The following is a 25,769-nucleotide window of genomic DNA, read 5'->3' as shown; positions in this document are numbered from 1 at the left end:
GCGGATGACCCACTGCCGGTGATGCGGGACGGCCGGCCGCCGTCCCGGGTCGCGACGTGGGAGAAGGACACGTGCATACGTTTGCCGTGGCCAGGGCGGTGCGTGGCATCGAGCCCCTGGTGGCCGCGGAGATCCGACGTGCCGGGCTCGGGGTGGTGCGCGGGATGCGCCACCGTGAGGTGTGGTTCGAGCCGGCCGATCCGGGGCCTGAGCTGCTGGAGCTGCGGATGGCCGACGACGTGCTGCTGGTGGCGGCCGTCGTGGAGGGGGTCGGGCGCGACAAGGAGGCGCTGGCACGCCTGGCGCGGGCCGCTCGCGAGATCGACACCGAGATCCTGACGAAACGCGCCCAGCAGATCACCGGGAGTCCGTACGGCGTGCGGGACTGCGGGGTGGAGGTGTCGGCGTCGTTCGTCGGACGGCGGAACTACAGCCGGTTCGACATCGAGGACGCCGTCGGGGCCGAGCTCGCCCGGCCGACGGGCCTGCCCTACCACTCGCGCCGCGACGGCCGGGTGCCGCCCGAGGGCTCGACGGCCTGGCGGGTCACTGTGGAGGGCGAGCAGGCGGTCATCGCGCTGCGCGTGCCCTCAAGGCCGCTGCACCGCAGGTCGTACAAGACGGAGTCGATCCCGGGCACGCTGCATCCACCGGTGGCCGCCGCCATGGCCGGGCTGGCGCGGCTCGACCGCGCCGCCACGGTGCTCGACCCCTGCTGCGGAGCCGGTACGACGCTCATCGAGGCACGCGCGCTCGCACCGCACACCCGCCTGCTCGGCCTCGACCCGCACGCCGTCCACATCGCCGCCGCCAACGCCGCCCGAGACGCGGGGCGCGGCATCGCCGTCCGAGACGCGGCGCTCGGCTTGGCCGCCCGGAACGTGGCGCGCGGCATCGCCTGGGGGGTGGCCGACGCGGAACGGATTCCCCTGACGGGTGGCAGCGTGGACCGGGTCCTGGTGAACCCGCCCTGGGACCGTCAGGTGGCCCCGACCGGCCGCCTCAGCCGCGACCCCGCCCGCCTGTGGCGCGAGATCCACCGCGTCCTGGCCGTCGGCGGCATCGTCGTGGCACTCCTTCCGGAGCCCTGGCAGCCGCCCGGGTTCAGGGTGGACAGGATGGTTCACCTCACCCTTTCAGGGCGCCATCCGGTCATCGCGGTCCTCAGGAGGTCAGCCAGTCGAGGATGAGCCGGTTGACCTCCGCGGGCTGTTCGAGATGCAGGAAGTGGCCCGCGCCGGCCACCAGCTCGGTCCGCGACCCGTCGGGCAGGTGGCTCTGCGCGTCCTTGACCAGGTCGGCCGCGAGGCAGCCGTCCCGCGTCCCGTGCAGGTAGAGGATCGGCCCGGTGGTCGCGGGCTCCGGTGCCGGGTAGCGTCCGGTGGGCGGGGTGGTGCCGAGCATCGCCCGGTAGTAGCCGATGGCCGCGGCCAGGTTCGCCGGTTCGCCGATGCTCTGGCGGACGAACTCCAGGTCCTGCTGGGCGTCGTAGCCGGGCGACCAGTCACGCCAGAGCCCCTCCAGGAAGCCGGGGGCGGCGGCGGCCGTCTCGGCCAGGCCGGTCTGGAAGAGGAAGACGTAGAACGAGCGCTTGAGCTGCTCGTACTCCAGGAACCCGGCTCCCAGGGCGGCCGCCGGCGGCACGGCCATGGCCACGGACTTACGGAAGCGGTCGGCGGTCGTGTAGACGGGGAACGCGCCCCAGTCGTGGCCGACGAGCACCGCGGCGGAGTCACCGCCGAGCTCCTCGTGCAGGGCCCGGACGTCGGCGACGAGCGCGCCGCCCTCGTAGGCGCCGTCGGCGGGGATCTCGGTCGGCGCGTAACCGCGCATGAACGGCGCGACCGCGCGGTAGCCACGCTCGGCCAGCGCCGGCAGGAGGTGGCGCCAGGTGTGGGCTGTGTCGGGGAAGCCGTGCAGGCACAGGGCCAGAGGCCCCTCCCCTACGGTCAGATACGCGAACTCCACCCCGTTGGCGTGGACAGTTCTGATCTCCATGACTGCGAAACCTAGCATTCGGCTCCCGGTTGGCGTACCACTTCACTTATGCGACGAAGTTGGGTGTTAGCGCTCGCTTCTCTCACGATCGTGCTCGTGGTCGTCGACCTGACGGCTGTGACGATCGCCCTGCCCGCCATCCGCTCCGATCTGGGGGCGAGCCTGCCCGAGGTGCAGTGGGTGGTCGACGCCTACGCGCTCACGCTGGCCGCCGTCCTGCTACCGGCCGGAGTCCTGGCGGACCGGTACGGCCGGCGCAGGCTGCTGGCGATCGGCGTGACCATCTTCACCCTGGCCTCCCTGGCGTGCGCCCTGGCCCCGAGCGCGCCGCTGCTCGACCTGGCCAGGGGCGTACAGGGACTGGGCGCGTCGGCCCTCTACGGCACGACGACGCCGCTGATCGCCTCGGTCTATCCGGAGGGCCCGGAACGCGGCAAGGCGCTCGGCATCTTCAGCGCGGTGTCGGGGCTGGCGATGACGCTGGGCCCGGTGGTGGGCGGCGCGCTGACGGCGAGCTTCGGCTGGCGGGCCATCTTCCTCATCAACCTGCCCATCGGCGTGTTCGTGCTGGTCGCGTTACGGCAGCGGGTCGAGGAGTCGCGGGGCGCGGGCCATCTCGATCCGCTGGGCATCGTGCTGATCAGCGCGGCGCTGTTCGCGATCATCCCGGCGCTCATCCACGACCTGCCGTGGCTGCTGGTGGCGGGGCTGGTGCTGCTGGCCGCGTTCGTGCTCGTGGAGCTGCGGCTGCGTAACCCGATGGTCGACCTCGGGCTCTTCAGGAACCGGGTGTTCGCGGTCGGGTCGGGCACGACACTGCTCATGCTGGCCGCGCTGCTCGGCGCGTTCACCTATCTCACGTTGTACGTCCAGGGGCCGCTCGAGGCGACGCCCGTCGAGGCGGGGGTGCGGTTCCTGGCCTTCAGCGTGGCGGCCGTCATCGGGCCGGTGGCGATCGGCCGGGTACTGCACCGCTGGCCGATGGGCGTGCTCATCGGGACCGGCCCGGCGCTGATCGCGGGCGCGCTGCTCGTGATGGCGATACCGGCCGCGGACCGGTGGACACCGATCATGTTCGGGCTGTTCCTCGGCGGTCTCGGCCTGGGCGCCGGGAACGTGGTGGCCAACCAGGTCGGCCTCACCGCGCCCATGGACCGGGTCGGCATGGCCACGGGCATCGTCAACACGCTCAAACAGGTCGGCACCGCCGTCGGCGTGGCCGTGCTGGCGGCGCCGTACAGCTCGGGGGTCGGCACGATGCTGCTCGTGGCGGCCGGGCTGGCCCTGGCCGGCGCGCTGCTGCCGGTGGCTCTGGCCGGCTCGCGGGTCAGCCGGTCTCCTCGACCCCCTGGAGCAGACAGCGCAGCCCGAACTCGAACTGATCGGTGAAGTCCAGGGGGACGCTGCTCGTACGACCGGACGGGTTCGTGGCCTGGCGCGGCGAGGAAGGGCTCGCCGAGGCGCTCAGAAGGTGTACTTCAGGCGACAAGCCGTAACTGACCTGGTACAACGCTCACCCCTGATCTCCCTGGGCCGTCTGTGGGCCGCCAGCCGACGAATGATCTTGATTTGCGGGCCGTTTCAGGGCCGCATCGATGGTCTTCTTCATCCGCCGCTCGGAGCTCGGCAGGATCGACGCGTAGACCTTCAGTAACAGCGCGCCGCCGTCCGCGTGGCCGAGCCACTCCGCGACGGCCTTGGGACTCTCACCCTCGGCCAAGAGCACAGACGTGAAGTACTTCCGCAGCATGTGCATCCCGTGCTCCCGGAACCGCGCGCCGCGCACCTCGCCCTCCTCCAGCTTCGGCACGATGCCAGCCCCGGCCAGCCCTCGCTGCCACACTCTCGTGAACCCGGAAAACAGCACCGGCCCGCCGTCCCGGTTGCTGACGAACAGCCGTACGGTCACCGGGTCGCCGTCCAGCTTCTGCCACGGCAGCGTGACCGTGATCGGCGGGAAGCGGCGCATGTGCTCGGCGAGCCCGAACTTTACCGACTCCGACAGCGGGACCTCCCGCGTGCGGTCGCCTTTCGGCAGTGCGAGCACCGGCTTCCCGTCGAGCATCTTGATCTGCCGGTTCACGCTCGCCACACCGCGGAGCCAGTCCACGTCATCGGGACCGAAGCCGAGGATCTCGCCCCGTCGCATGCCGAGGCCGGCGCCGATGTCGACGACGACCTGATACCGCTCCATCAGCGCGTCCTGCTGGGCGAACACCTGCTCAGCCGTCCAGACGACGAGCCTTCTATGGACCACCTTGGGCAGCACCACGGTGGGGCTGCTGACGGGGTTCTTGAGGATCAGTTCGTCTTCGACCGCGACGGAGAAGACGGTCGAGACGTGGGCCATGATCGTCTCGATTGTCTTCGGTGCGAGCCCGGACGCCTCCAGCTGTTTCACCATGTTCTGGATGACGCTGGGCCGCCGCGACAGCGGGCCGATCTCCAGCGCGCCGATCAGTGGATAGACGTGCTTGACCATGCGCAAGCGCATGGTCTCGCGGCTACTGGGGTTCAGCACGCGGTTCTCCATGACCTCTTCGGCCTGCTTGCGGAAGATGATCTTCCCGGCGTCGGGGTTGATGTACGTGCCGCGCTGCACGTCGGCCTCAACCGCGATCTTCCGCCGCTCGGCATCGACCTTCCGACCGAACGACTCGTTGCGCTCCTCGCCGTCAGGGTTGAGGTAGCGGAGCCGCCACCGGCTGCCCTTGCCGTACCTGGCCGGGTCCTTTTCTAAAGCTGGCCTGCCACTGCTGTCGAGCAAGACCTTGCGATCTGGGCCGCGGGCTTTCCGCATCCACCGATCTTCGATGTGCGCCACGCCTACTGCTCCTCTAACTCGCCAGATGAGGGGGGTTTGGCGAGCCCCGTTTCCTTTGATTCTGTGATGACAGAGAGCGCATCCTTGATACGCCTCTCGACTTCTTCAGGTGCCATCCACTTGTGTTCTTGCATGACCGCAAACCCGTGTCCTGCGAATACAAGTGCCAGATGCCAGACATGAAGGGAGTTGATGAGAGCTCGCCGATCCTCGGCATTCAGGCTATCGTCCTGCGCACTATCATGGCGAACGATGAGATTAACCATGGAGAAGCCGTTCGTATTAGGTGGCGCTGTGACTTCGGAATCGAGTACCCGGCCGGACAGCAATGCCTCCTGCACCCGGACAGGAAGGAGCCGGAATGCTTCTCTCTCCTGCATCAGAGATCGGAAGTTGAACGCTTCACGAGGGCTGGCGCCCGCGAGAGAGGACAGCGACTCGGCTGCACTCGTAATCGAGTCCAGTCTTTGCTGGAGAGTCTGCACCTCATCTCGCAGTTCCTGGACTTCTGCCGAAGGTTCTCGTTCACGTATCGAGCGCAAACGCATCTCGTCTCGCATGCTCGCGCTCATGTCGGCGGTATTCAGGTCTTGGCTATCCTCGGGAGACCACCCACGCTCTATGAAGGCTTCGGACAACTCTCGATCGCCTGGAGAATCGAAGAATGACGGAGCGATGTAGTTTGCAAGCCTTGTGGTTTGCATTTGAAGCTCAGACCTCTCAAACAGCCCTTTATCCTCCGTCTCAACTAGATTTCGGAAGACGTCAATCGCCTCCCTGGCGCGCTTGGAACTCCGTGGCTGTATGTCTTCAGTCACTATTTCGTAGAGGCGCTTCACTGCGCCGGCTGAGAAGAGGACGTGGCTCTCGACATCTTCTTCTGCGAAAGAGAATTTCCACTGACTCTTGACACCCAGCGCCGCGCACACGTTCTTGAAGACACGCTCTTCCGGCTCCCCCTGGCTTCGCTCAAGATTCCCCACGGTATTGCGGCTCACCCGTGCAGCCCAGGCGAGGACGGCCTGGCTGAGGCCGATATCTTCTCTTCGCAACTTGAGCAGCTTCCCGCTCGGCGGCGCATATTCGTGCTCATCCCATGGCATAGATCTTCTCCACTGTTGGGGCTGGTCGCTCACAGCTCTCCAGTGCACACCTTACCCAGCGACGACCAACGCTTGTCAACCAATCAAGGGGCCCTACACAAGACTTCACCAATCGTTGGGCAGATCCACAACATGCCCTTGAGCTGCTGACTTGCATGCCCTCCGCCTGCATATGACCCCTGTTGGTCTTCCACAGTTGGCGAACGCTGGTCAGCATGCGCTACGGTTCTGCTGTGACGATCTCCCAGCGTCATCGGGCAGGCCCAGCTCTGTGCACACAGAAAAGGGCCCGGCCGGGGTTCCCGCCCCTGCCGAGCCCGTGCACAACGCTCCCACGACTGCCGCTACCAACGTCAACCAACAGGAGAGTGCCCATGAAGGGTACCAGCGCCCCTCCGCGCCTGCGTAAGTCCCGTGCCGGTGCGTCCGACATGTCCCCGCAGGTCACAGCTGCAGACCGCTCTAACGACGTCCTTCTGGACCTCGACGGCGTGTGCGCGTTCAAAGGCACCACCCCCGCCACCGAGCGGTACCTGCGCCACCTCGGCGAGACCACCTACTGCTTCAGGATGGGCCGCCGCCTCGTGGCCTGGAAGACCGACGTGATCGCCTACATCGAAGCGCACCGCATCGCCGACCAGGAAAGTCGCAGCTAATCCCGGGTCCCCACACCCGCACACACGTACACGAACGACCGGGGGACCCATGAGCAACGCAGACGCCGAGCAGTCCGGCGAGAACATCATGGTGCTGGCGGTGCACACCATCGAGGTGTCGCCCGACCAACACGGCTGGCTGAATCGCGAGCAGACCGAGAAGGCTCTCCGCACCTCGAACGTCGCCGCTGCCGGCCAGGCCGCCGCGTTGATGGTGCATGGCACCCTCAAGGGCTGCGCACCTGACGCAGCCATGGCCCTGGCCAGCGTGCTACGCCAGGCGGACTCAGTGACGATCTACGGCCATGGGTGCTGCATTCCGCACCTGGTGACCTACCTCCGCTCCGCCATCGCTCGGGAGCGCGCGTGGGCGGCCGGGGTCCATCGGTGACACATCAGGGCGCGTGATGGGGATCAGGCTCATGATCGAGGTCCTCGACTCCGCCCCCGCAGATCTCACGCCTGCCCAGCGTCTGGTGCTCGTCGTTATCGCCGAGCGTGCGCATGACGATACGCGGGAGGCGTGGCCAGGAGGCGCCGACAAGTGGGGTTTGGACACCATTGCCAGGCGCACAGGGCTGAAGCCCGAGAGCGTTCGAAAGGCTATCCAGCAGATGGCCCGCAAGGGCGTGGAGATCCGAGTGCCCATCAAGATGGGCGCGGACGGTCGTCCGGTGTACGCCCATGAGGGCCAGCAGACGACTTTTCGCATCCCGCGGTTCGCCAAGGGGGTTCACCAGGATCCACCCCAAGAGGGCGGACCACAGTCCCAACAGGGTGGATCAGGATCCGCCCACTCAATCCAAGAGGGTGGATCACCGTCCCAAGAGGGCGGACCAGGATCCCAAGAGGGTGGATCACCGTCCACCCCTATCCCTCATATCCCTGAATACCCCTCAGATACAGAAGACGCAGCGAAGGTCATCCCTCTCTTCGGCGGCGAAGAGGCGGCGAAGACGCGAGCGTCCGAACCCAAGAAACGGACGCGAGCCAAGAAGCCGGCGCCCGTCGATGATCCGAACTTCATCGACTTCTACGCAGCCATGCCTCGTAAGCAAGACCCGGACGCTGCCGCGCGCGCCTGGGCCGAGATCGTCGCCAACGGGGTTCCCACCAAGGACCTGATCCTCGCGGCTGAGGGCTACCGAGACGACCCCACCCGAACCGGCGTGCGGACATACATCAAGACGCCGCGCAACTTCCTGACCGACGGCCGCTACAAGCTATACCTCCCCAACTGCAAGAACGAGGACGACGACATTGACAACGCCGAGAGAGCCGCGTGGAGGGATCATGACTGACTCCCGGACTCTCCCTCACGACACCGACGCCGAGAAGTCCGCCCTCGGTGCCGCCCTGATCTCGCCGAACGCGGCGAACCAGGTGTTCACGCACCTGTCGGCGGACCACTTCTTCTGGCCTCAGCACAAGCTGATCTACCGCGCCATCGTGGACATCTACCGCCGCGGCGAGCCGGTCGAGGTGCTGAGCGTCCGCGCCCAACTGGCCAAGTCGAAGAAGCTGGTCGAAGCCGGCGGCGACATCTACCTCACCGACCTGTCGGCGCATGTCCTCACCGCGACCAACGTCGGCTACTACGTGGGCCGGGTGCGCGAGCTGGGCACCAAGGCGATCGCCATCGAGGAACTGACCCGGATCGCCAGCCAGGGCTACCACGACTCCGTCGACTCCGACGAGCTGCTGGTCGCCACGGAGGACGCGCTCGCACGGTTCCGGCTCCTGTCCACCAGCGACGAAAAAACGATCGAGGGGTTCTCCACCATGGGCAGCTTCGTCGACGAGACCGACGAAGAACACGACTGGCTGGTTCCGGGCGTTCTTGAGCGGATGGACCGGGTCATCGTCGTGGCGAGCGAGGGCGCCGGGAAGACCACCCTTGCGCGACAGTGCGCCGTCATGCTCGCGGCGGGCCTGCATCCCTTCGACCCGACCGAGCGGATCAAGCCGGTCCGGACCCTGTACATCGACCTGGAGAACCCGCCTCCGCTCGTGAGGAGGAAGGCCCGCCAACTGATGAACCATGGCCGTCGCGTCGAAGGCTGGGATGAGGACCGTTGCTGGCGCTGGACCAGGCCGGGCGGGATCGATCTGCGTAAGCCGCACGATCAGCACCTGGTGGAGCGCGTGATCGTCGAGAGCCGGTGTGAGGTGGTCTTCTGCGGGCCCTTGTATAAGGCATTCGCCGAGGGTGGCGGCGAGAAGGCCGAGCAGGTCAACGGCCAGGTCGCGCGCATCCTCGACACCTTCCGCGCCCGCTACGGCATCGCCCTGTGGCTCGAAACCCACGCACCAATGGAGCAAAACGGGCAGCGGTCGCTTCGGCCGATGGGCTCGGGAGTGTGGCTGCGCTGGCCGGAGTTCGGCCTCGCCCTCCGCCGCAAGCCGGGCGAGCCGAAAGCGGTCACGGTCGAGCGGTTCCGCGGCGACCGAGACGAACGCGCCTGGCCGCACAAGCTCAAGTACGGCACGCCGTGGCCCTGGGAGGCCGTCTACGACGACGGCTTCCCCATCGAAGAAGCCCGCCACTAACCCGGAAGGATCACCATGTCGAAGCTCGGCCAGCTCGTCATCGCCTGGGACGAGGTCCTTCAACGAGACGACTACCCGGAGCTGATGCAGCAACTTCAGGAGTGGTACCGCAGCAGCGGCCACGTCGCCTTCCTGGACCAGGGCGAAGCCGCCACCAAGGACGTCTACCAGATGCTGTCCCTGGCGTCGCTGCGAGTGGGACAGGACGCGAGAAGCGTCCCGTATCAGCAGTACCCGGACTGGGTGCGGCTCGGCGTTCTAAACACGGCCGCCCGATGGGCTGCCGGGCAGTGCGCCACGTGTACGCACTCCCCAGCGATCAGGCGCCCTGCCCCTGTCGTCTCGGCGGCGTGGAAGCCCGACCTCATCGTCTGCACATCCTGCGCCCATCTGCTGGAGCTGCCGCGCCTGTCCGCCGCGGACAAGACCTGCGACGGCTGCGGCTACGTCGTCCCCGACACCGAGACCATCTGGAGCTTCACCGTCTCGCACGGCTGGCTGATGTTCCAGGCCGGCGCCTGCGACGCCTGCCGCTTCTGGCCCCTGTAGGAACCCGAGAAGGGATCACCATGTCCACAAACACCCGCATCACCGACAGAGACATCGCCTTTGTCCGCGAGCTCAACCCGATCGCCGACGTTATGCGAGACCTCAACTACGAGCTGGAGCCGAACAGAGACGGCAGCCTCAGCGGCTTGTGCATGGACTCCGTTGACCCGGCTACGCACGTGGGCTTCTCGTTCAGCGTCAGCCCTGAGCGCGGCATGTACTACTGCGCCCACTGCCAGGCCGGAGGTGACGTCATCACCTTCGTCGAGAAGGCCAAGGACATCTCGTTCTGGTCCGCCGTCAATTTCCTGGCTCGACGCGCTGGCATCTCCCTCACGCACGAAGAGGTGCCAGCGCCGTGAGCGCAGCCAAGACCGCCGTAGCCGCCCCCGAGCGGGAGCATCGCTGCCGCTTCAAGCGCCGCAACAACGAGATGTGCGTAAACCCGGCGCTCGACCAGTCCGATGACGCGCTGATCTACATCTGCATCCGGCACACAACCAAGGTGCTGGCCATGGTCCGCGAACACCAAGAGCGGCCCGCCGTCGGCATCGTCAACACCACCAAGGAGAACCAGTGACCAGCACAGAGCCCGAGCGGTTCCGAAACGAGCTCCTATCCATCACTACGGCCAATCCTGGATGGCGGGTCCAGGTGCGGCACGTGGCCTACGACGTCGACACCCAGGAGCAGGCCATCAGCCACGAGGCCACGTTCCCGGTCGTCGCCTGGGGCGTGGTGAGGGCCTGGTTTCTCGCTGGCGGAGAGGAGGTCAGGACCGACCCCATCTTCCTCACCGATGTCGGCCTGACACACGCCAGCGAGTACCGCCGGGCGCACTCAGCGCTCGACCCGGACTCAGACCCTCAGACCACCGTCGACATCACGGTCCTGCTTCCTGCTACCACCGTCGACATCGCCGAGGGTCGGTGACCGCTATGGCTCGGTCCGCCACGAAGGAGCTGAACAAGCAGCTCCGCCAGCTCCGCAAGGAGTGGAGGGAATGGCGCTCGGGCCAGGCCATCAGAGCGCTGGGCTGGTGGGGCACCCCCTGGTGTGAGGCTGGGCGTCGCGGCCGGTGCCGCGAGACAACCTGTGAGGGCTGCGCGACCGTCGCCTTCACGCAGGCTCGCACCGCCGAAATCGAGGCTAAGGTCCGCGACCTCATGGCCGAGTCCGCAACCACGCCTCCCGTCCAGGAAGCGCTCTTCGCGTGACAAGCACTTCGGCCGCCCCCGTCTCTAGCGGGGGCGGCCACCCCAAGGATGCCACGACCAGCAACAACGGAGGGAACCGCCCCGTGGAAGAGAACCGGCTCGCCGAGCTCGCCGAGCACTACGCGAAGAATTTGATGGTCGACTGGGTGACCGAGAGCCGCCGCGACTCCATGCTCATCGACGAGGACGAGCCCGCGGGATTCACCGCTGCCGACGTCCTGGAAGGCCACACCGCCCTCACCGAGCAGATTCCCAGCTACCAGGGCAAGACGATCGAGGTCGAGAGCTTCGTAACCGTCATCGACGACGACGGCCGCGAGCTGCTGATCCCCATGGACAGAGTCGAGGCCCAGCACATCGACTCCGCCCAGGTGTGCCTGTCCGCGCAGTTCCACGCCTTGTACGCCCAAGCCCATCTGATCATGTCCACCTTCGCCGGCCTTGACCGGCTGCGGAAGCACCTCGCCGAGGAGGCCGCCAAGTGACCATCACCCCGATCAGCCCCTCGCTCGTCCACATCGACGACGCCGCCGACGACTACTTCGCTGACTACGCCGAAGGAGCACAGGCCGGGCTCGCCTGGCTCAAGACCCACCCCGGCCGCAGCGAGGCGCAGCAGATCGCCGACCTCCACACGGAGATCCGCGCCGGCGGCGACGGCGAGTCCTCCGGCAATTGGCACAACTGCGAAATTTTCCCCACCTTCGTGCCTTTCATGGAGCGCGAGCAGCACCTGACGGTCATCAACGGCCCCGCCTACTCCGCAGAGCTGGCGGCCGATCCCGAGGTCGCCTACCCGTACACGATCGAGTGGGAGCGCGCCTGGTTCTTCCACTCCGACTCCGGCTTCTGGCAGGGCATCTGCCACGCCATCCACCACGCCCTCAACCACCTCTGACCAAGGAGACTCGATCATGAGGCAGAACAGCATGACCCCCCAGTGGGAGATCGACGACTTCGCCAAGACTTGGCTCCTGCAGCACGCCGACGGCTTCCGCTCCGGGACGATGTGGCTGGCCACCAACCCGCCCAAGACGGAGGTGTACGAGGTCGCGAAGATCCACCGCGACCTGCACGACGGCGGCTTCAGCGGCACTGACAGCGCCTACTACGACGCCACCCGCGTCCCCGGCTTCCTCGACTACCTGCGCGGTGGCCCGAACGAGCGGGAGACCTTCGACGGCGTCGCCGAGATGGCCGACATCAACAAGCGGCAGGGCACGAGCTTCCCGGCTTGGCCCAAGGAGGCGTTCGGCGTCGGGTTCGACGACGCGTTCATGCTCGGCTTCGCCAACGCCTGCTACACCGCGGTGAAGATGCGATGACCAAGCCCGCGATGAACACCCCGACCGAACTGGACATCCTGCAGTTCTGCATCGACATGCTGCAGGTGCGCGAGGACGAAGACCAGGTGCAGAAGGTCATCGAGAAGACGCTCATCGACTACCACCCCGGTCTACATCCCTCGCTTCTCAAAGTGGCGCTCAGGGTCACCGTCGCCCAGTTCTTCGCCCCACCCGCCCGCCGCCTCGACCACGAACTCGGCCACGACTTCGTGGACGCCGGCCTGCGCCTCCAGGCCATGGCCAACGAAGGCAAGCTCCACAAGGAGGAGGACGTGAACGCGCGACGCGTACAAGTCCAAGGCGATCGCTTCCACGGCAAGGTGCCCGACAGCGCCATCTACGTCGGCCGGGCAGCTCCGGGGTTGAAGGCGTCGCCGTACGCCAACCCGCACACGCTGTCGTCCAAGGGCTGCCGCACCTGCGGCGGACAGGTTCACCACCGCGACGCCGGCCTGGACCTATACCGGGATCACCTCAGCGAACATCCCGAACTCGTCGAGCGGGCCAAGCGCGAGCTGAAAGACCGCGACCTGGCCTGCTGGTGCAAGCCCGAGGACGCCTGTCACGTAGACGTGCTGCTTGAACGCATCTACTGGGACTGATCCACATGGGCCACGCGTGGGGCATAGCCCCACGCGTGCCTGGACCTGCATATCCCTCAGGGGTCTGCAGGTCACGGACCTTGAGCCCGTCGCCTTGACGGGCTCAAAGCGTCCCGGCACCGGGAAGCTTTCGCCCAACCTGCGGAGGGTCACCCTGACCCTCCGCACTGGGGTCCTTCAGGGACCTCAGTCACAGACCTCCCAAGAGAAGGGCAGTCGGCCAGATTGCGACCGTCGCCCTGAAGATCGCAAATCTCGCGTCCGTCAGCCTGACGGACGCGAGACGCACAACCGGCACTGAACATCAGGGGGAACGTTGGCCATGCCCTGCCCGGTCGCTTGGTGCGACCGTACGATGCCCGGCTCTGTCCGCGTCTGCGGCGCCTGCCGATCCGAGCTCATCCGCGAACTCGCCGAAGTGCCCGGCCTCGCCGAGGACCTCGACCTCGCCCGCACCAGACAGGTCCGCCTCGCCGGCGGCAGCGTCGGCGGACGCGGCACCGAAACGCCACTGCCGTACAACGAGCGGGCATCCGAGGTCTCCGCCGTCCTCCAAGCCGTCCTCAACGGGTGGGCGCGCACGCTCGCGACTAGCGTGCAGAAGCTCCACGGCCCCGCCTGCCTCGACTGTGAACACCCGACGTGCGTGTACCTCGACCTCGGCCGAGCACCCCACCACAAGCCGGCCCACGCCTCGCGCTGGCTACATCGCCACGCCGACGCCCTGATCCGTCACCAGGACGGCGTGAAGGCGCTCGAAGACATCCTGACCGCCATACGCAACAGCCGCCGCGCCATCGACCGGGCCCCGGACAGCATGTACGCAGGACCGTGCAGCGTCTGCGACGGCGACCTCTACGCCCGCCCAGGAGCCGCCGCAGTCACGTGCCGATGGTGCCGAGACGACGACAACCGACCCCTCCGCTACGACGTCTCCGACCGGCGCACGCGCATGCTGGCCGCCCTGGAGGAGTACGAGCTGACCGGCCCCGAGGTCGCCCGCGCCCTCACCTCGTTGATCCGGCCGATCAAGCCCGCGCTCTTGCACACATGGGTGGCCAGGCAGAAGCTCCAGCCCGTCGGCCTCAACGAGGCTGGTCGCATGCTGTTCAGGGTCGGCGACGTCGTAGACCTGATGCTCCGCCCGGAGGCAGAAGACCATGTAGTTGCGCACGCAACCAGTAAGTGACATGATCCGATCTAATAGCCTGGTCACAGTCGTCAAAGAGCTCTCCCGACCCCCCGAGCGGGAGAGCTCTTTGCATGCCCGGACATACATCCGCGGGGGGTGAGCACGTGTGCCCCCACGCATGGACGACACGAAACGCCAGGCGATCCTCAACGACATCAAGGCCGGCCAAAAGTCCGCACGACAGATCGCCCGCGACCACGACGTGGCCACCTCAACCGTCTCCCGCCTAGCCAAAGCAACAGGCGAAGGCGACGGTTGGCAACGTTCTCAAACCAAGAACGCGACTGAGGCGGCGAAGGCCGACAACGCCGCGTTGCGGGCCGCCACCTCGCGCCGGCTGCTGTTGAAGGCCAACGAGTTTCTCGACCAGATGGACCAGGAGCACACGGCGTTCAACTTCGGGGGCAAGGACAACACGTTCAACTCGAAGGTGCTGCCTAAGCCGCCCGTGTCCGACCTGCGCAACCTGATGACCGCCGCGGCGGTCGCCATCGACAAGCACCTCGTCATTGAGAAGCACGACAACTCTGGCGAGTCGCATGCCGCGGTGGACGCCTGGCTGACGGAGATGACCGGGCTGTGAACATCGCCCCCCTCGTCGGCAAGCAGCGCCGGTCCGTCGAGCTGGCGACCGCCCGGTTGAACATCTGGGACGGCTCGGTCCGATCCTCGAAGACAATCAGCTCACTGCTGAAGTGGCTGAAGTTCGTGCGCACCGCCCCCGCCGGCCCCCTCCTCATGGTCGGCAAGACGGAGCGCACGTTGAAGCGCAACATCATCGACCCCCTCACCGAGATGCTCGGCGAGAAGCGCTGCAAGTTCGTCGCCGGCGCCGGAGAACTCCACCTCCTCGGCCGCGTCATCTACGTGGCGGGCGCCTACAACGAGGGCAGCGTCGACAAGATCCGTGGCCTGTCCCTGGTGGGCGCGTACGTCGACGAGGTCAGCACGATGCCGGAGTCGTTCTGGACGATGCTGCTCACCCGACTCTCCATCCCGGGCGCCCAGCTGTTCGGGACGACGAACCCGGACGGGCCGCAGCACTGGCTACTCGTTGAGTACTTGGAGCGGGCCCGCGTCCACCTCGACATCCACGGCCAGCTCCACCACCACGACGGCGACCTGCTCAACCTGCACCGGTTCTCATTCCAGCTCCGCGACAACCCGAACCTGACGCAGGAGTACATCGACGACGTCTCCAGCGAGTTCACGGGCCTCTGGTACCGGCGGCTGATCCTTGGCGAATGGTGCCTCGCGGAAGGCGTGATCTGGGAGTCGTGGGATCCGGCCCGGCACGTCGTCCACGAGCTGCCCGCCATCACGCAATGGCTGTGCATCAGCCTCGACTACGGCACCACCAACCCCTTCCACGCCCTCGCCATCGGCCTCGGGGTGGACGGTCGTCTCTACGTCGGGCACGAGTGGCGTTGGGACTCGAAGAAGATGCGCGGCGCCTTGACGGACGCCGAATACTCCGAACGCGTCCGGGCCTGGGTGACCGGGCTGGGCATCACACCCTCGTACTGGGTGGTCGACCCGTCCGCGAAGTCATACAGGGTGCAAATGCACCGCGACGGCCAGTCGTCCACCCTCGCGGACAACGAGGTGGTCGACGGCATCCGCGACGTCGCCAGCCTCTTCGCCACCGGCCGGCTACTCGTCTCCGCGGAGTGCAAGGAACTCATCAAGGAGATTCCCGGCTACGCCTGGGATCCGGACGCGTCGGAGAAGGGCGAGGACAAGCCGTTGAAGGTGGCCGACCACGGCTGTGACGCGCTCAGGTACGGGATCCGGACCACCAGGAACATCTGGCATGGCCAGCTCGCCGCACCCTCGAAGGCGGCTTAGCAGCAACCTCTGATCTCCCGGCCTGACCTGTCCCGTTGGGGAACGGGTGACAGGCCAGGCCGGGCAACCCGTTCCCCTCCCGTTCCCCAGCAAGGATTCCCATGTCAAGAGTTACGAGCCGCACCAACGCCTCTCGGCGCATCGGTCTCCGCATGCGTGCGCTGCGGCATTCACGCGGCTGGTCCCAGGTCGAACTCGCTGAGCGGCTATCGGCGAACGGGTTCGCGGCCCATCCGACCACGGTTACTCGGATGGAGAGCGGTTCACGCCAGATCATCTCTATCGATGCAGCCTTGGCAGTCGCCGCCACGTTCGAAGTGCCCCTCGATGACCTCATCAGTGATGAATGCCTGACGTGTAAAGGCAGTCCTCCGGCAGGGTTCCGCTGCCAGAACTGCGGAGCTGAGTGAAGCAATGTCGCAAGCGATCCTGGTAGAGACCACATGCGATGCGCGGCGATGTCCGGCACGCATACGCACCTGGCACTGGAGCCAGCTCGGGGCAGCTTCCACAACGCGCTCCAGCATCCGGCGCGCGGGCTGGTTGACCAGCAAGGTGGACGACAAGGTCTACCACTTCTGCCCAGAGCACAAGGCCGCTCCGGTGCCCGACACGTTCAAGTGTGGCGACCGAGCGAGGCAGGCTCAGCAGTGGGTGGCCGAGGTCTGATTGCTACGTGAGCGCAGCTCTACTGGTCAGAAACTTGCGGGAACATCTCATTCCCGCAAGTCCCATCCAAGATCATTTATCGAGCCTCTTGGAGCACCCTCATGCCCCGATTCCGCAAGCGCCCCGTCGAGATCGAAGCCGTCCAATGGACAGGCGACAACGTCAACGAACTCTGGGATGCGTTCAGCGCCGAGAACATCTACGGCCCTACCGAGAAGAACCCGGACTGGCTGATCATCACCACGCTTGAAGGCGACATGCGCGCGAACGTCGGCGACTGGATCATCAAGGGTGTGCAGGGCGAGCTCTACCCGTGCAAGCCCGACATTTTCGAGGCGACGTACGAGGCAGCGGAGTGACGCCGGAGCAGGCGGCCAAGAATGCCGCCTACATTCTCGACAGGGCCGACGCCATGAACGCCTTCCCCGAGCAGTCGGCCGCGCTGGTGGCGGTCGCCGACGGGTGGACGCGCCTGCACACCGCACTCGCCCACGCCCCCATAACCAGCGAGCCCGCGACGGTCACGGTACACATCGACCCGGCCATCGCCGGGGATGTGGACCCGGAGACAATCGCCGAAAGCGTCGCGCTCGCCATGGGTCTCACCCCCAAGACGGAGCCGGTTCCCGTGCTCAGGACGGACGGGGAGACCGTCTTCGAGTTCCACGGCGAGCGGTGGTGCGTCGTCGCCAGCAGCTTCAGGCACAACGACGGCGGCGCATCGGAGCTGAGTCTCCGCATCATCCCGGAAGGGCAGCCCGACCGCCCTGACGACGTCGCACCCACTTTCCCCTGAAAGGAGCGACCTCATGCCGCTGCCGAGCGGCGGCACCTGGCCGCCCCGCGCACTACAGCCCATCTACCAGCAGTACAACACGCTCGACACCTGGTATGTCGGCGACCGCGAGCGCCTGGCCGCCCTGTACGGCGACGGCCGCGGCACCAACATCCCCGCCAACCGACCCAGCCAATACCGCGGCGGTGTCGTCGGCACCCTCGCCAGAATGTTCTGGGGCACCCCCACACCGGCCGGCGAGAAGCGCACCAAGTTGCATGTGCCGGTCGCGTCCGACATCTGCACCATGAGCTCAGACCTGCTCTTCTCCGAGCCGCCCACCATCACGGTCGAAGACCAAGCGACACAGGACCGCATCGACGAGCTCCTGCCCTCACTGCAGGCCACACTGCTCGAAGGCAGCGAGGTCGGGGCAGCCCTGGGCGGCTACTACCTGAGGGCTGTCTGGGACAAGCAGGTCGCCGAAAAGCCGTGGCTCAACGCCGTGCACGCTGACGCGGCCGTTCCCGAATGGCGTTGGGGCCGCCTCTACGCCGTCACCTTCTGGCGGGTGCTCGAGCAGCCGGATGACGACACCTGTCTCTGGCATCTGGAACGGCATGAGCCCGGCGTCATCCTCAACGGGCTGTACAAGGGCAAGGTGGGCGACCTCGGCGGGCAGATGCCGCTCACCGCGCACGCCGAAACCAAGGGCATGCAGCCCGTCATCACGACCGGCCTCGACCGCTGCACCGCCGTCTACGTCCCCAACATGCGGCCCAACCGGCAGTGGCGCAACTACCCGGCCGGCGCCGCACTCGGCAGGTCCGACTTCGACGGGCCCGTTCTCGGGTTGATGGACTCCCTGGATGAGGTGTGGACGTCGTGGATGCGCGACATCCGCCTCGCCAAAGCCCGCCTGATCGTGCCCTCCTCCTACCTGCAGTCCAACGGCAAAGGGCAGGGCGCCTACTTCGACTTCGACCGCGAACTATACGAGTCGTTCGACATGCTGGCCGGCGACCAGCGCATGGAGATTTCAGCCCAGCAGTTCGCCATCCGCGTCGTCGAGCACCGCGACACCCAAGCCGAACTGCTCGCCGCGATCCTCCGCGCCACCGGCTACTCCGCCCAGTCGTTCGGCCTGTCCGGCGACGTCGCCGTCACTGCCACCGAGGTCAGCGCCAAGGAGCGCCGGTCGCTCATCACCCGAGGCAGGAAAGCCCTCTACACGGCGCCCGAGCTGGCCGAGGCGATAGAGATGCTGCTCACCCTGGAAGCCGCGCTCGGCTTCGAGGGCGCCGTCACACCGGAACTGCCCACCGTCGTCTTCGGCGACTCCGTCAGCCCGGACATCATGCAACTCGCCCAGACCGCCGAACTGATGCGCCGGGCCGAAGCCGCGAGCGACGAGACCCTGGTCAGGATGCTTCACCCGGACTGGGATGAGGACCAGGTGCAGGCCGAAGTCACGGCGATCGGCGACGCCCGACCTGATCCGCTCGCCGACCTCAACGCGTTCGGCCAGGACCCGACTCTGCCGCCCGGCCAAGACGGGCCACCCCCGGATCCCAGCCAGCAGGACCCAAAGGCGCAGGACGGGCCGCCCGGCCGCAAGCCGCCACCCAAGGAGTAGTTCGGGGAGGTCGCCATGGCCTCCCCCACCGTCGACGACCTCGTGGCCACGCTCGTCGACCTGTACTCCAACGTCGAGCTGCAGCTGGCCCGGGACATCGCCACCAGCCTCAAGGCCGGAATCGACAGCCCGGACTGGGCCCGCCAGAAGCTGATCGCCATCACCGCGCTGCGCATGCAGACTCAGCGGATCCTGGCCAAGCTCGCCCAGGACTCGGACGACGCTGTCCGCCAGGCCATCGCGCTCGCAGCCCAGCGCGGTGGCAAGCGAGCCGATGCCGAGCTGGGCAGGCTCGCCGACACCCCACAGCGCGGTCAGGGCGCCCGACTGGTCCGCGAAGCACTCCCAGGCAACCCGGCACTCGTCCGCATGGCGCGCGAGCTCGCCCTCACCCTCCGGTCGACGCACACGCAGATCCTGCGGTGGCAGCTCGACGCCTACCGCAAGGTGATCGCCGAAACCGCGCTCCCCCACACACTGCTCGGCCTCCAGACCCGACGGCAGGCCGCGCAACGCGCCTGGGATCGGCTGCTCGACAAGGGCATCACCGGCTTCCAAGACCGATCCGGCCGCCGCTGGGAGCTCGCCTCATACACGGAGATGGCCACCCGCACCGGCACCATGGCCGCCATGACCCAAGCCCACGCCGACCGCCTGGTCGAGGCCGGGAATGATCTGGTCATCGTCTCCGACTCGCCGCGCGAGTGCCCGAAGTGCCGACCGTGGGAAGGCAAAGTCCTCAGCCTGTCCGGCCGGAACCGCGGCCGCGTCCAGGTCGAGCACGCCACCCGCGACAACGAGATGGTGACCGTCACCGTGGCCGGCTCCTTGGCGGAGGCGCGCGCGGACGGGCTGATGCACCCCAACTGCACCCACTCCGTGTCCCGCTGGACGCCAGGCATCACGAAGACCGGCCAGGCCCGGCCCAACGCGGACGGCTACAAGGCGAAGGAACGGCAGCGCGCCATCGAGCGGCAGATCCGCAAGTGGAAGAAGCGGGCCGCCGCCGCAATCGACCCCGCAGCCGAGAAGCAGGCGAACGTCAAGGTACGCGAGTGGCAGGCCGCCCTACGCGCCCACATCGGTGCGCACGGGCTGAAGCGGCTGCCGTACCGCGAGCAGATCGGCAGGACCCGGTGACTACTTGGGGTCGGGGCAGTTCATGGCCGTCGTGGGATACTCGTCGGCCGTGATGCGCCCACCCGTTTTGATCTTTGAGGTGCGTTCGTCGGCCACGTATTCGCCTTCGCACACGTAGGTCTTCGCATCAGCCGATCGAACAACCGTCACTACGAGATAGTCGCGGTCGTCGGCGTTGCGCTTGATCCAGTCCCTGATCACTGTCTTCGCACTGCTGACCGTGGCCTTGGGCACGAGCAGGTCCACACCGTTGCGTCGCGTCTTGACGACTTCATAGGCGGGAACCGTGGCGGGCGGTTGGGCCGACTTACCGGGCGTCGCGCTGGCCGACGGCAGCGAGCCTGCCACCTTGGCCGCGACCGTGCTGGCGAGCACCAGGCCGGCGACGAGCAGGACGACGATGCCGGCGGCGATGAGCGACCACTTCAACGGGCTCATACGGCGCCGCGGCGGCGTGGGCGCTTGCTGGTACGGCTGCTGCCACTGTGGGGGCTGCTGTTGCTGGGGAGAGTGCATGCGCGCACCGTACGCCCCACATGTGATCTTCCGTCCGTTTCGACGTAGACGGATGCCCGAAACGGGCCGCCTGGCGCGGTCCAAACCGTGCTCGGCCAGGTGCCGAGCTTCACCACCGCTGATCCCTGGAGGGTCCGCATGACCATGCCCGCCCCGCCTGCCGACCCGAATGCCGGACAAGCCCCGGCCGCCCCGGCTCCCGCGCCCCAGGCGCCAGCCGTACCGGCCCCGACCGCTCCGGCACCGCAGGCCCAACCGCCCGCGCCCGCTCCGGCCGCCGTCCCGCAGCCGCCCACGTGGACGCCCCCGACGCCTCCGCCCGTCGACGACGGAGGCATCGACGACATCTCCAAACTGCCGAAGAAGTGGCAGAAGGAGCTCACCGACGCGCGCGGCGACGCAGCCAAGTACCGAGTCCAGGCCCGCACCGAAACCGTCCTCAGGCACGCCTACACCACCGCCCAGCAGCACGGGGTCAACCCGGCCGCCTTGCTCGGCTCCACGGCATTCGCCAACGTGGCCAGCAACCTGGACCCCAGCGCGGAAGACTTCCCGGCCACGCTCGCCACAGCAATCCAGGGCGCGCTCACCGCGAACCCGTGGATGGCCGCCCAGACCGCCGCACCCGCGACGCCTCCCCCGGTCCCGCCCGTCAGCGGCGGCGACTTCTCCGGATCGGGCGGCCAGCCGACCGGCCCCACCCTCGACCAGCAGATCGCCGACGCCGAGAAGGCAGGCAATCACGCCCTCGCGATCAGCCTCAAACGACAGCGTGCTGCGCTGTCCCAGTAACCAATAGGAGACCCTGATGTCCGGCATTTCCGCGATGGGCACCACGTTCAACCTGCCCAACTACACCGGCCAGCTGTTCGGCCTCACCCCCGCCGACACGCCCCTGCTCTCTGCGATCGGCGGCCTCACCGGCGGCGGCATGGCGTCCAGCACTGAGTTCGAATGGCAGACCTTCGACCTCCGCGACCCGGCTCAGAGGGTCGCCCTCGAAGGCGCCGTCGCGCCCACCGCGGAGGGCCGGGTCCGGGCCAACGTGAAGAACGTGTGCCAGATCCACCAGTCCAAGGTGTCGATCTCGTACACCAAGCAGTCCGCCAACCAGCAGCTCGCTTCGCCGCAGGCCGCGCCGTTCAACCACCCCGGCGGCGGCACCAACCCGGTCGTCAACGAGAAGGACTGGCAGATCGCCCAGGCCCTCACCCAGATGGCCCTCGACGTCAACTACTCGTTCATCAACGGCGTCTACCAGCTGCCCGTCGACAACACCACGACGCGCAAGACGCGCGGCCTCATCCAGGCCATCACCACCAACCGCGTCTCGAAGGCGACCAGCACCATCACCGGTCTCAGCTCGGCGACGGACACCATCACCGAGACGGCGACCGCCCTCACCGACGGCACGAAGATCGTGTTCACGAAGACGGGTGACGCCACCGGCATCGTCGCCGGCCGCATCTACTACGTGGTGTCGAAGGCGACCAACACGTTCAAGGTGTCGGCCACCAGCGGCGGCACCGCCATCACCCTCGGCACCTCCACGACGAACATCGACTACATCGTTCCGTGGACGACTGTGCTCACACCGGCTGTCATCGACGACATCCTGCAGCTGGCGTACGACAACGGCGGCATCTCCAACCAGGAGACCGCCACCCTGCTGTGCAACTCGGTGCAGAAGCGGGCGATCACTGCCGCCTACGCCGACGCGTACGGCAAGGCCGTCCTCATCTCCACCGAGAGCCGCCGCACCGTCGGCGGCGTCAGCGTCCAGACCTTGGAGACGGACTTCGGGGTGCTGAACATCATGATGGATCGGCACATGCCGCAGGACGCCATCGCCGTCGTCTCCCTCGACCAGCTCAAGCCGGTCTTCCTCAACGTGCCCGACAAGGGCGTGTTCTTCGAGGAGGAGCTGGCCAAGGTCGGCGCCAGCGACGACGTGCAGCTGTACGGCGAGATCGGCCTCGCCTACGGCTCCGAGCGGGCGCACGCGCTGCTGCGTGGCCTCGACGTCTGATGGGCCTCTACGAACGGTTCGTCGACGGGGTGAGGGTCGAGAGGGCTTTCACCGTCGACGGATCCGAGGATGACGCCCGCCTCGCCGCGCTCGCCGATTCCGGCGCCGACGGCTGGCGGGCCCACAACGTGGAGGGGGCGGCAGGCCACGGGGCTGCCCCCACCACCCCCAAGAGGCGCACCACCAAGGGCAAGGAGGCGTAGCCGATGGCACGCACAGCAGTCGCAGTCACCACCATGACCGAGGCCGGGATCATCCCGACCGCGGTCGACGTGGCTGCCCAGACCACGGACGGCAACAGCTTCCAGTGGGCGCCGAACCGGTTCGTGTTCATCCTCAACGGCGACGACGCGGCGATCGTGCCGACGTTCATCAACCCCACCACGGTCGGCCCGTCATCGCTGCCTGTCGGCGACCTGGCCGGGATCAGCATCCCGGCCGCTGGCTACGCCGTGTTCGGCCCGTTCGATCCGTCGTACCGGCAGGCGGACGGCTCGGTGTGGTTCGACTACGCGGGCACTACCCCCGCCTCGGTCACGGTCGCCGTCTTCGACGCGGGCTGACCCTATGAGCGCGCGGGCGGGAGGTATGAGGGTGCGCACCTGCCCGCGCCCACCATCGAGAGGGGAGACGGCATGGCGTACGCCACCAGCGCAGAATATGAGGCCGAGCTCGGCGCCGGCACAGCACCAGCCAACATCGAGCGTCTGCTCACCCTCGCGAGCCGCGACGTCGACGCCGCGCTCATCGCCGCCGTCTACAACGTCGAGGATGGCGCGGCCACCGACGCGGCCGTCATCACCGCACTCAAAGAGGCGACGATCGAGCAGGCCGCCTACTGCCTGGACACCGGCGACGAGACCGGCACCGGCGGATCCCTGACGTACACGTCCGTGTCCATCGGCAGCGTGGCGCTGTCCCGGCCCCAATCCGGGGGGGCGGGCGGAGGCTCGGCCGCTCGTCCCCTCGCACCACAGGCCCGCTCCGTGCTGCAGCTGGCCGGGCTGACCGGCCACGAGCCGTACACCTACCAGACGTGCGCTGCGGCCGATGGGTAGCGTCCCGCCCTTCCTGCTCCGCCACACCGTCATCGTGGAGCCGTACGAGGGTGAGGGTCCGTTCGGCCCCGCCTTCGGCGCCTCGGTCGTCGTGGCCTGCTTCGTCGACGACAAACGGCGCCTCGTCCGTGCCCCAACCGGCGAGGAAGTCACCTCGGAGAGCACCTTCTACGCGCCGCTCAACACCGTGTGCCCCGTCGACTCGCGGGTGACCGTGAACGGCCGGGAGACCACCGTGCTGGCCTCGTCCCGGCGTGACGGCGGCGGCCTGCCCACCCCCGACCACCTCGAAGTCGCCCTGCAGTAGGGAGGTCCCGGTGCCGCAGCGAGCCACCCTCAAGCTCAACATCGCCGCCATCAAGACCGCCGAACGGAACGGTGCGGTGCAGGGCCTGAAGAAGGGCACCGAGCACCTTCTACAGAAGTCCCGCGAGCTGGTCCCGCATGAGGAAGGCACCCTCGAACGCTCCGGGACGGCCAGCGTCGACGAGGCCACTCTGCAGGGCGCGGTCAGCTTTGATACCCCGTACGCCGTGCGGCAGCACGAAGAGATCACCTGGCAGCACGACGAAGGCAGATCCGCGAAGTACCTCGAAGGCCCCATGACCACCGAGGCGGGCGTGATCGGCGACATCATCGCCGCCGAAATCCGGCGGAGCCTGCGGTGACGACGCTTCTGGAGGAGTTCCAGCAGCTGCCCACCACGCTCGGCGTCAGCCTGGGCCCCGGCTTCGTCGCCAAGATGCCCGCCGCCCCGGACCGGTGCTTCGTCGTCGCACGCTACGGCGGCCGCGAGAGCAGCCTGGGCGACAACTACGACGAGCCGTCCATCCAATACCGACTCCGCAGCCCGGCCGCCGACGTCCGCATCGCTGAAGCCGACGCCGAACGCCTCTACGACGCCCTGCACGGGCTCGGCCCCTACACGCTGCCCGGCGGCACCTTCCTGCTCCTGGCCGTCGGCGTCCAGTCGGGCCCCATCTTCATCGGCCAAGACGCCAACGGCCGCCCCGAGTACACCATCAACCTCCGCTGCGAGATCAGCCGGACCAGCACGAACAGGGAGAACCCGCAATGACCGCAGTGAAGATCCCTTCCAGGGACATCGTCATCGAGGTCGAGAGCAGCACGGCCGACACCTGGCTGCGTATCGAAAACCTGTCCTCGGCCACCGTCAACAAGGCCGAGAACGAGGAGACGGCGGACATCACGGATTTCGACAGCCAGGGCGCGTACGAGCAGTGGGTTATGCAGCGGGGCGCGAGCATGGCGCTGGCCGGCCAGGAGCTGAAGGACCACCTCACCGGCGCGTTGCAGCCCGGCCGCGCTCGTGTGGAGGCGCTCGCGGGTGAGACTGCGCTCGCCGCCGACAGCCAGGGCCGAATCAGGTTCCGGCACCCGATGGACACGAACTGGCGCATCTGGACGGCCACCTTCTCGGTCGGCGAGTCGGGCGGCGAGACGAACGCGCCCAGCTCGTGGGCGGCCACCATCACCAAGTCGGGTCTGAGCAGCACCGCGGCGGTGATCTGACCATGTCGAATTCCGAGCCATTCGACAACGACACCGCCGAGCAGGAGAACGAGTTTCAGGGCTTCGACGCGTTCTGGGGCGAGACTCTCCGCAAGGAGGCGGCCGAGCACGGCCTGGCACCCACCGAGGTCATCCGCGGCGTCAAGGTGAAAGTCCCGCAGGACCTGCCCCTCAAGTTCCGCGCCAAGGCGCGCGCCATGCGCAACGAAGACGGCGACGACGCGTTCCGGGAGCTGCTGGCCGGGCTGTTCGGCGCGGACGTGCTCGACGCCTGGGACGCCGCCGGGATGGGGGCGCGGGAGTTCCGCGTCGTGCTCGCCTGGGGCATGTCCCACGGCGAAGGCACGCCGATCACCTGGCAGCAGGCGTACGAGTCCGTCATGGCCAAGGATGACGAGGCCGGCGACGAGGGAAAAGCGCCGAGCTCGACCCGCAAGAGCGGCGGATCCGGCGGCTCTGGCCGGTCATCGAAGCCGACTTCCGCAGGGAATACCAGCTCACGCCGCCAGACATCGCGGACCTGACCTG

Annotated in this window: 39 protein-coding genes; 35 read left to right on the top strand and 4 right to left on the bottom strand. The window is 67.5% G+C overall.

Annotated elements, in window-relative coordinates; genetic code table 11:
* The first annotated feature begins 71 nt into the window (after positions 1–71).
* A complete protein-coding gene (locus AB0F17_RS16220; protein WP_358022722.1) occupies positions 72–1,190 on the top strand; it encodes a methyltransferase domain-containing protein in 1,119 nt (372 codons plus the stop codon).
* Here AB0F17_RS16220 and AB0F17_RS16215 read toward each other — a convergent pair.
* Positions 1,165–1,998 carry an alpha/beta hydrolase gene (locus AB0F17_RS16215; RefSeq protein ID WP_358022719.1) on the bottom strand — a complete coding sequence of 278 codons (834 nt, stop codon included), beginning with the start codon at positions 1,996–1,998 and terminating at the stop codon, positions 1,165–1,167. The two genes, AB0F17_RS16220 and AB0F17_RS16215, sit on opposite strands and share 26 nt — an antisense overlap.
* Positions 1,999–2,046: 48 nt before the next feature.
* Between AB0F17_RS16215 and AB0F17_RS16210 the strand changes: the two genes are divergently transcribed.
* Positions 2,047–3,387, top strand: coding sequence for an MFS transporter (locus AB0F17_RS16210; protein WP_358022716.1), 1,341 nt, complete (start codon positions 2,047–2,049; stop codon positions 3,385–3,387).
* Positions 3,384–3,494 (top strand): hypothetical protein, encoded by a 111-nt coding sequence (locus tag AB0F17_RS16205; RefSeq protein ID WP_358022713.1) that lies wholly within the window; start codon positions 3,384–3,386, stop codon positions 3,492–3,494. Before AB0F17_RS16210 ends, AB0F17_RS16205 begins: the two co-directional genes overlap by 4 nt.
* Positions 3,495–3,511: 17 nt before the next feature.
* Here AB0F17_RS16205 and AB0F17_RS16200 read toward each other — a convergent pair whose 3' ends face one another.
* Together AB0F17_RS16200 and AB0F17_RS16195 are read right to left on the bottom strand one after the other, a co-directional pair.
* Positions 3,512–4,822 (bottom strand): tyrosine-type recombinase/integrase, encoded by a 1,311-nt coding sequence (locus tag AB0F17_RS16200; protein WP_358022710.1) that lies wholly within the window; start codon positions 4,820–4,822, stop codon positions 3,512–3,514.
* A gap of 2 nt (positions 4,823–4,824) precedes the next feature.
* Positions 4,825–5,925 carry a transcriptional regulator gene (locus tag AB0F17_RS16195; RefSeq protein WP_358022707.1) on the bottom strand — a complete coding sequence of 367 codons (1,101 nt, stop codon included), beginning with the start codon at positions 5,923–5,925 and terminating at the stop codon, positions 4,825–4,827.
* Positions 5,926–6,299: 374 nt separating this feature from the next.
* Here AB0F17_RS16195 and AB0F17_RS16190 point away from each other — a divergent pair, with 374 nt between their 5' ends.
* From AB0F17_RS16190 to AB0F17_RS16085, 22 genes are all read left to right on the top strand, one after another.
* Entirely contained in the window at positions 6,300–6,581 is a 282-nt protein-coding gene (locus tag AB0F17_RS16190) for a hypothetical protein (RefSeq protein ID WP_358022704.1), read from the top strand.
* A 49-nt stretch (positions 6,582–6,630) separates the two neighbouring features.
* A complete protein-coding gene (locus tag AB0F17_RS16185) occupies positions 6,631–6,972 on the top strand; it encodes a hypothetical protein (RefSeq protein WP_358022701.1) in 342 nt (113 codons plus the stop codon).
* Positions 6,973–7,003: 31 nt separating this feature from the next.
* Entirely contained in the window at positions 7,004–7,882 is an 879-nt protein-coding gene (locus AB0F17_RS16180; RefSeq protein ID WP_358022698.1) for a helix-turn-helix domain-containing protein, read from the top strand.
* Positions 7,875–9,131 (top strand): DnaB-like helicase N-terminal domain-containing protein, encoded by a 1,257-nt coding sequence (locus tag AB0F17_RS16175; protein ID WP_358022695.1) that lies wholly within the window; start codon positions 7,875–7,877, stop codon positions 9,129–9,131. Before AB0F17_RS16180 ends, AB0F17_RS16175 begins: the two co-directional genes overlap by 8 nt.
* A 15-nt stretch (positions 9,132–9,146) precedes the next feature.
* Positions 9,147–9,680: a hypothetical protein gene (locus AB0F17_RS16170; RefSeq protein ID WP_358022692.1), complete on the top strand. Its 534-nt coding sequence runs from the start codon at positions 9,147–9,149 to the stop codon at positions 9,678–9,680.
* Between the two features lie 20 nt (positions 9,681–9,700).
* Positions 9,701–10,042, top strand: coding sequence for a CHC2 zinc finger domain-containing protein (locus AB0F17_RS16165; RefSeq protein ID WP_358022689.1), 342 nt, complete (start codon positions 9,701–9,703; stop codon positions 10,040–10,042).
* Positions 10,039–10,260 carry a hypothetical protein gene (locus tag AB0F17_RS16160; protein ID WP_358022685.1) on the top strand — a complete coding sequence of 74 codons (222 nt, stop codon included), beginning with the start codon at positions 10,039–10,041 and terminating at the stop codon, positions 10,258–10,260. Before AB0F17_RS16165 ends, AB0F17_RS16160 begins: the two co-directional genes overlap by 4 nt.
* Entirely contained in the window at positions 10,257–10,613 is a 357-nt protein-coding gene (locus AB0F17_RS16155; RefSeq protein ID WP_358022681.1) for a hypothetical protein, read from the top strand. The genes AB0F17_RS16160 and AB0F17_RS16155 overlap by 4 nt, the downstream gene beginning before the upstream one ends.
* 5 nt (positions 10,614–10,618) lie before the next feature.
* Positions 10,619–10,897: a hypothetical protein gene (locus tag AB0F17_RS16150; protein WP_358022678.1), complete on the top strand. Its 279-nt coding sequence runs from the start codon at positions 10,619–10,621 to the stop codon at positions 10,895–10,897.
* Positions 10,898–10,980: 83 nt separating this feature from the next.
* Complete coding sequence (locus AB0F17_RS16145) at positions 10,981–11,382, top strand: hypothetical protein (RefSeq protein WP_358022675.1); 402 nt, start codon at positions 10,981–10,983, stop codon at positions 11,380–11,382.
* Positions 11,379–11,795, top strand: a complete 417-nt coding sequence (locus tag AB0F17_RS16140) for a hypothetical protein (protein ID WP_358022672.1) — start codon at positions 11,379–11,381, stop codon at positions 11,793–11,795. The genes AB0F17_RS16145 and AB0F17_RS16140 overlap by 4 nt, the downstream gene beginning before the upstream one ends.
* Positions 11,796–11,811: 16 nt before the next feature.
* Positions 11,812–12,222: a hypothetical protein gene (locus AB0F17_RS16135; protein WP_358022669.1), complete on the top strand. Its 411-nt coding sequence runs from the start codon at positions 11,812–11,814 to the stop codon at positions 12,220–12,222.
* Positions 12,219–12,845, top strand: coding sequence for a DUF4326 domain-containing protein (locus AB0F17_RS16130; RefSeq protein WP_358022666.1), 627 nt, complete (start codon positions 12,219–12,221; stop codon positions 12,843–12,845). The genes AB0F17_RS16135 and AB0F17_RS16130 overlap by 4 nt, the downstream gene beginning before the upstream one ends.
* A 355-nt stretch (positions 12,846–13,200) precedes the next feature.
* A complete protein-coding gene (locus tag AB0F17_RS16125) occupies positions 13,201–14,034 on the top strand; it encodes a hypothetical protein (RefSeq protein ID WP_358022663.1) in 834 nt (277 codons plus the stop codon).
* Positions 14,035–14,155: 121 nt separating this feature from the next.
* Positions 14,156–14,620 (top strand): hypothetical protein, encoded by a 465-nt coding sequence (locus tag AB0F17_RS16120; protein ID WP_358022660.1) that lies wholly within the window; start codon positions 14,156–14,158, stop codon positions 14,618–14,620.
* A complete protein-coding gene (locus AB0F17_RS16115) occupies positions 14,617–15,885 on the top strand; it encodes a PBSX family phage terminase large subunit (RefSeq protein WP_358022657.1) in 1,269 nt (422 codons plus the stop codon). Before AB0F17_RS16120 ends, AB0F17_RS16115 begins: the two co-directional genes overlap by 4 nt.
* A 101-nt stretch (positions 15,886–15,986) precedes the next feature.
* Entirely contained in the window at positions 15,987–16,295 is a 309-nt protein-coding gene (locus tag AB0F17_RS16110; protein ID WP_358022654.1) for a helix-turn-helix transcriptional regulator, read from the top strand.
* Positions 16,296–16,428: 133 nt separating this feature from the next.
* The gene (locus AB0F17_RS16105; protein WP_358022650.1) at positions 16,429–16,554 is read left to right on the top strand and encodes a hypothetical protein; all 126 of its coding nucleotides are present in this window, start codon (positions 16,429–16,431) and stop codon (positions 16,552–16,554) included.
* 101 nt (positions 16,555–16,655) lie between these two features.
* The gene (locus tag AB0F17_RS16100; protein WP_358022647.1) at positions 16,656–16,913 is read left to right on the top strand and encodes a hypothetical protein; all 258 of its coding nucleotides are present in this window, start codon (positions 16,656–16,658) and stop codon (positions 16,911–16,913) included.
* A complete protein-coding gene (locus AB0F17_RS16095; protein WP_358022643.1) occupies positions 16,910–17,350 on the top strand; it encodes a hypothetical protein in 441 nt (146 codons plus the stop codon). Before AB0F17_RS16100 ends, AB0F17_RS16095 begins: the two co-directional genes overlap by 4 nt.
* Positions 17,351–17,363: 13 nt before the next feature.
* Positions 17,364–18,965, top strand: coding sequence for a hypothetical protein (locus tag AB0F17_RS16090; RefSeq protein WP_358022639.1), 1,602 nt, complete (start codon positions 17,364–17,366; stop codon positions 18,963–18,965).
* A 15-nt stretch (positions 18,966–18,980) separates the two neighbouring features.
* Positions 18,981–20,105, top strand: coding sequence for a phage minor capsid protein (locus AB0F17_RS16085; protein ID WP_358022636.1), 1,125 nt, complete (start codon positions 18,981–18,983; stop codon positions 20,103–20,105).
* On the opposite strand, the gene AB0F17_RS16080 is transcribed toward AB0F17_RS16085, so the two are convergent.
* Complete coding sequence (locus tag AB0F17_RS16080) at positions 20,106–20,621, bottom strand: hypothetical protein (protein ID WP_358022633.1); 516 nt, start codon at positions 20,619–20,621, stop codon at positions 20,106–20,108.
* 138 nt (positions 20,622–20,759) lie between these two features.
* Here AB0F17_RS16080 and AB0F17_RS16075 point away from each other — a divergent pair, with 138 nt between their 5' ends.
* The 10 genes from AB0F17_RS16075 to AB0F17_RS16030 all read left to right on the top strand — a co-directional run bounded on the left by AB0F17_RS16075 (position 20,760) and on the right by AB0F17_RS16030 (position 25,765).
* Positions 20,760–21,413 (top strand): hypothetical protein, encoded by a 654-nt coding sequence (locus tag AB0F17_RS16075; protein WP_358022630.1) that lies wholly within the window; start codon positions 20,760–20,762, stop codon positions 21,411–21,413.
* A gap of 16 nt (positions 21,414–21,429) precedes the next feature.
* Positions 21,430–22,650 carry a DUF5309 family protein gene (locus AB0F17_RS16070; RefSeq protein WP_358022628.1) on the top strand — a complete coding sequence of 407 codons (1,221 nt, stop codon included), beginning with the start codon at positions 21,430–21,432 and terminating at the stop codon, positions 22,648–22,650.
* Positions 22,650–22,853 carry a hypothetical protein gene (locus AB0F17_RS16065; protein ID WP_358022624.1) on the top strand — a complete coding sequence of 68 codons (204 nt, stop codon included), beginning with the start codon at positions 22,650–22,652 and terminating at the stop codon, positions 22,851–22,853. The genes AB0F17_RS16070 and AB0F17_RS16065 overlap by 1 nt, the downstream gene beginning before the upstream one ends.
* A 3-nt stretch (positions 22,854–22,856) precedes the next feature.
* Positions 22,857–23,213, top strand: coding sequence for a hypothetical protein (locus AB0F17_RS16060; protein ID WP_358022621.1), 357 nt, complete (start codon positions 22,857–22,859; stop codon positions 23,211–23,213).
* 72 nt (positions 23,214–23,285) lie between these two features.
* Complete coding sequence (locus AB0F17_RS16055) at positions 23,286–23,708, top strand: hypothetical protein (protein WP_358022618.1); 423 nt, start codon at positions 23,286–23,288, stop codon at positions 23,706–23,708.
* A complete protein-coding gene (locus AB0F17_RS16050) occupies positions 23,701–24,015 on the top strand; it encodes a hypothetical protein (RefSeq protein WP_358022615.1) in 315 nt (104 codons plus the stop codon). The genes AB0F17_RS16055 and AB0F17_RS16050 overlap by 8 nt, the downstream gene beginning before the upstream one ends.
* A gap of 10 nt (positions 24,016–24,025) precedes the next feature.
* Positions 24,026–24,376 carry a hypothetical protein gene (locus tag AB0F17_RS16045; protein ID WP_358022612.1) on the top strand — a complete coding sequence of 117 codons (351 nt, stop codon included), beginning with the start codon at positions 24,026–24,028 and terminating at the stop codon, positions 24,374–24,376.
* The gene (locus AB0F17_RS16040) at positions 24,373–24,786 is read left to right on the top strand and encodes a minor capsid protein (RefSeq protein ID WP_358022610.1); all 414 of its coding nucleotides are present in this window, start codon (positions 24,373–24,375) and stop codon (positions 24,784–24,786) included. Before AB0F17_RS16045 ends, AB0F17_RS16040 begins: the two co-directional genes overlap by 4 nt.
* Positions 24,783–25,241 (top strand): hypothetical protein, encoded by a 459-nt coding sequence (locus tag AB0F17_RS16035; RefSeq protein ID WP_358022608.1) that lies wholly within the window; start codon positions 24,783–24,785, stop codon positions 25,239–25,241. Before AB0F17_RS16040 ends, AB0F17_RS16035 begins: the two co-directional genes overlap by 4 nt.
* A 2-nt stretch (positions 25,242–25,243) precedes the next feature.
* On the top strand, positions 25,244–25,765 hold the full coding sequence (locus AB0F17_RS16030; protein WP_358022605.1) for a hypothetical protein: 522 nt from the start codon (positions 25,244–25,246) through the stop codon (positions 25,763–25,765).
* Positions 25,766–25,769: the final 4 nt, after the last annotated feature.

The sequence above is a fragment of the Nonomuraea sp. NPDC026600 genome (assembly GCF_040638335.1).
Classification (GTDB): domain Bacteria; phylum Actinomycetota; class Actinomycetes; order Streptosporangiales; family Streptosporangiaceae; genus Nonomuraea.
Note: the sequence above shows the minus strand (reverse complement) of the source record. Positions and strands in the feature narration are given on the sequence as shown.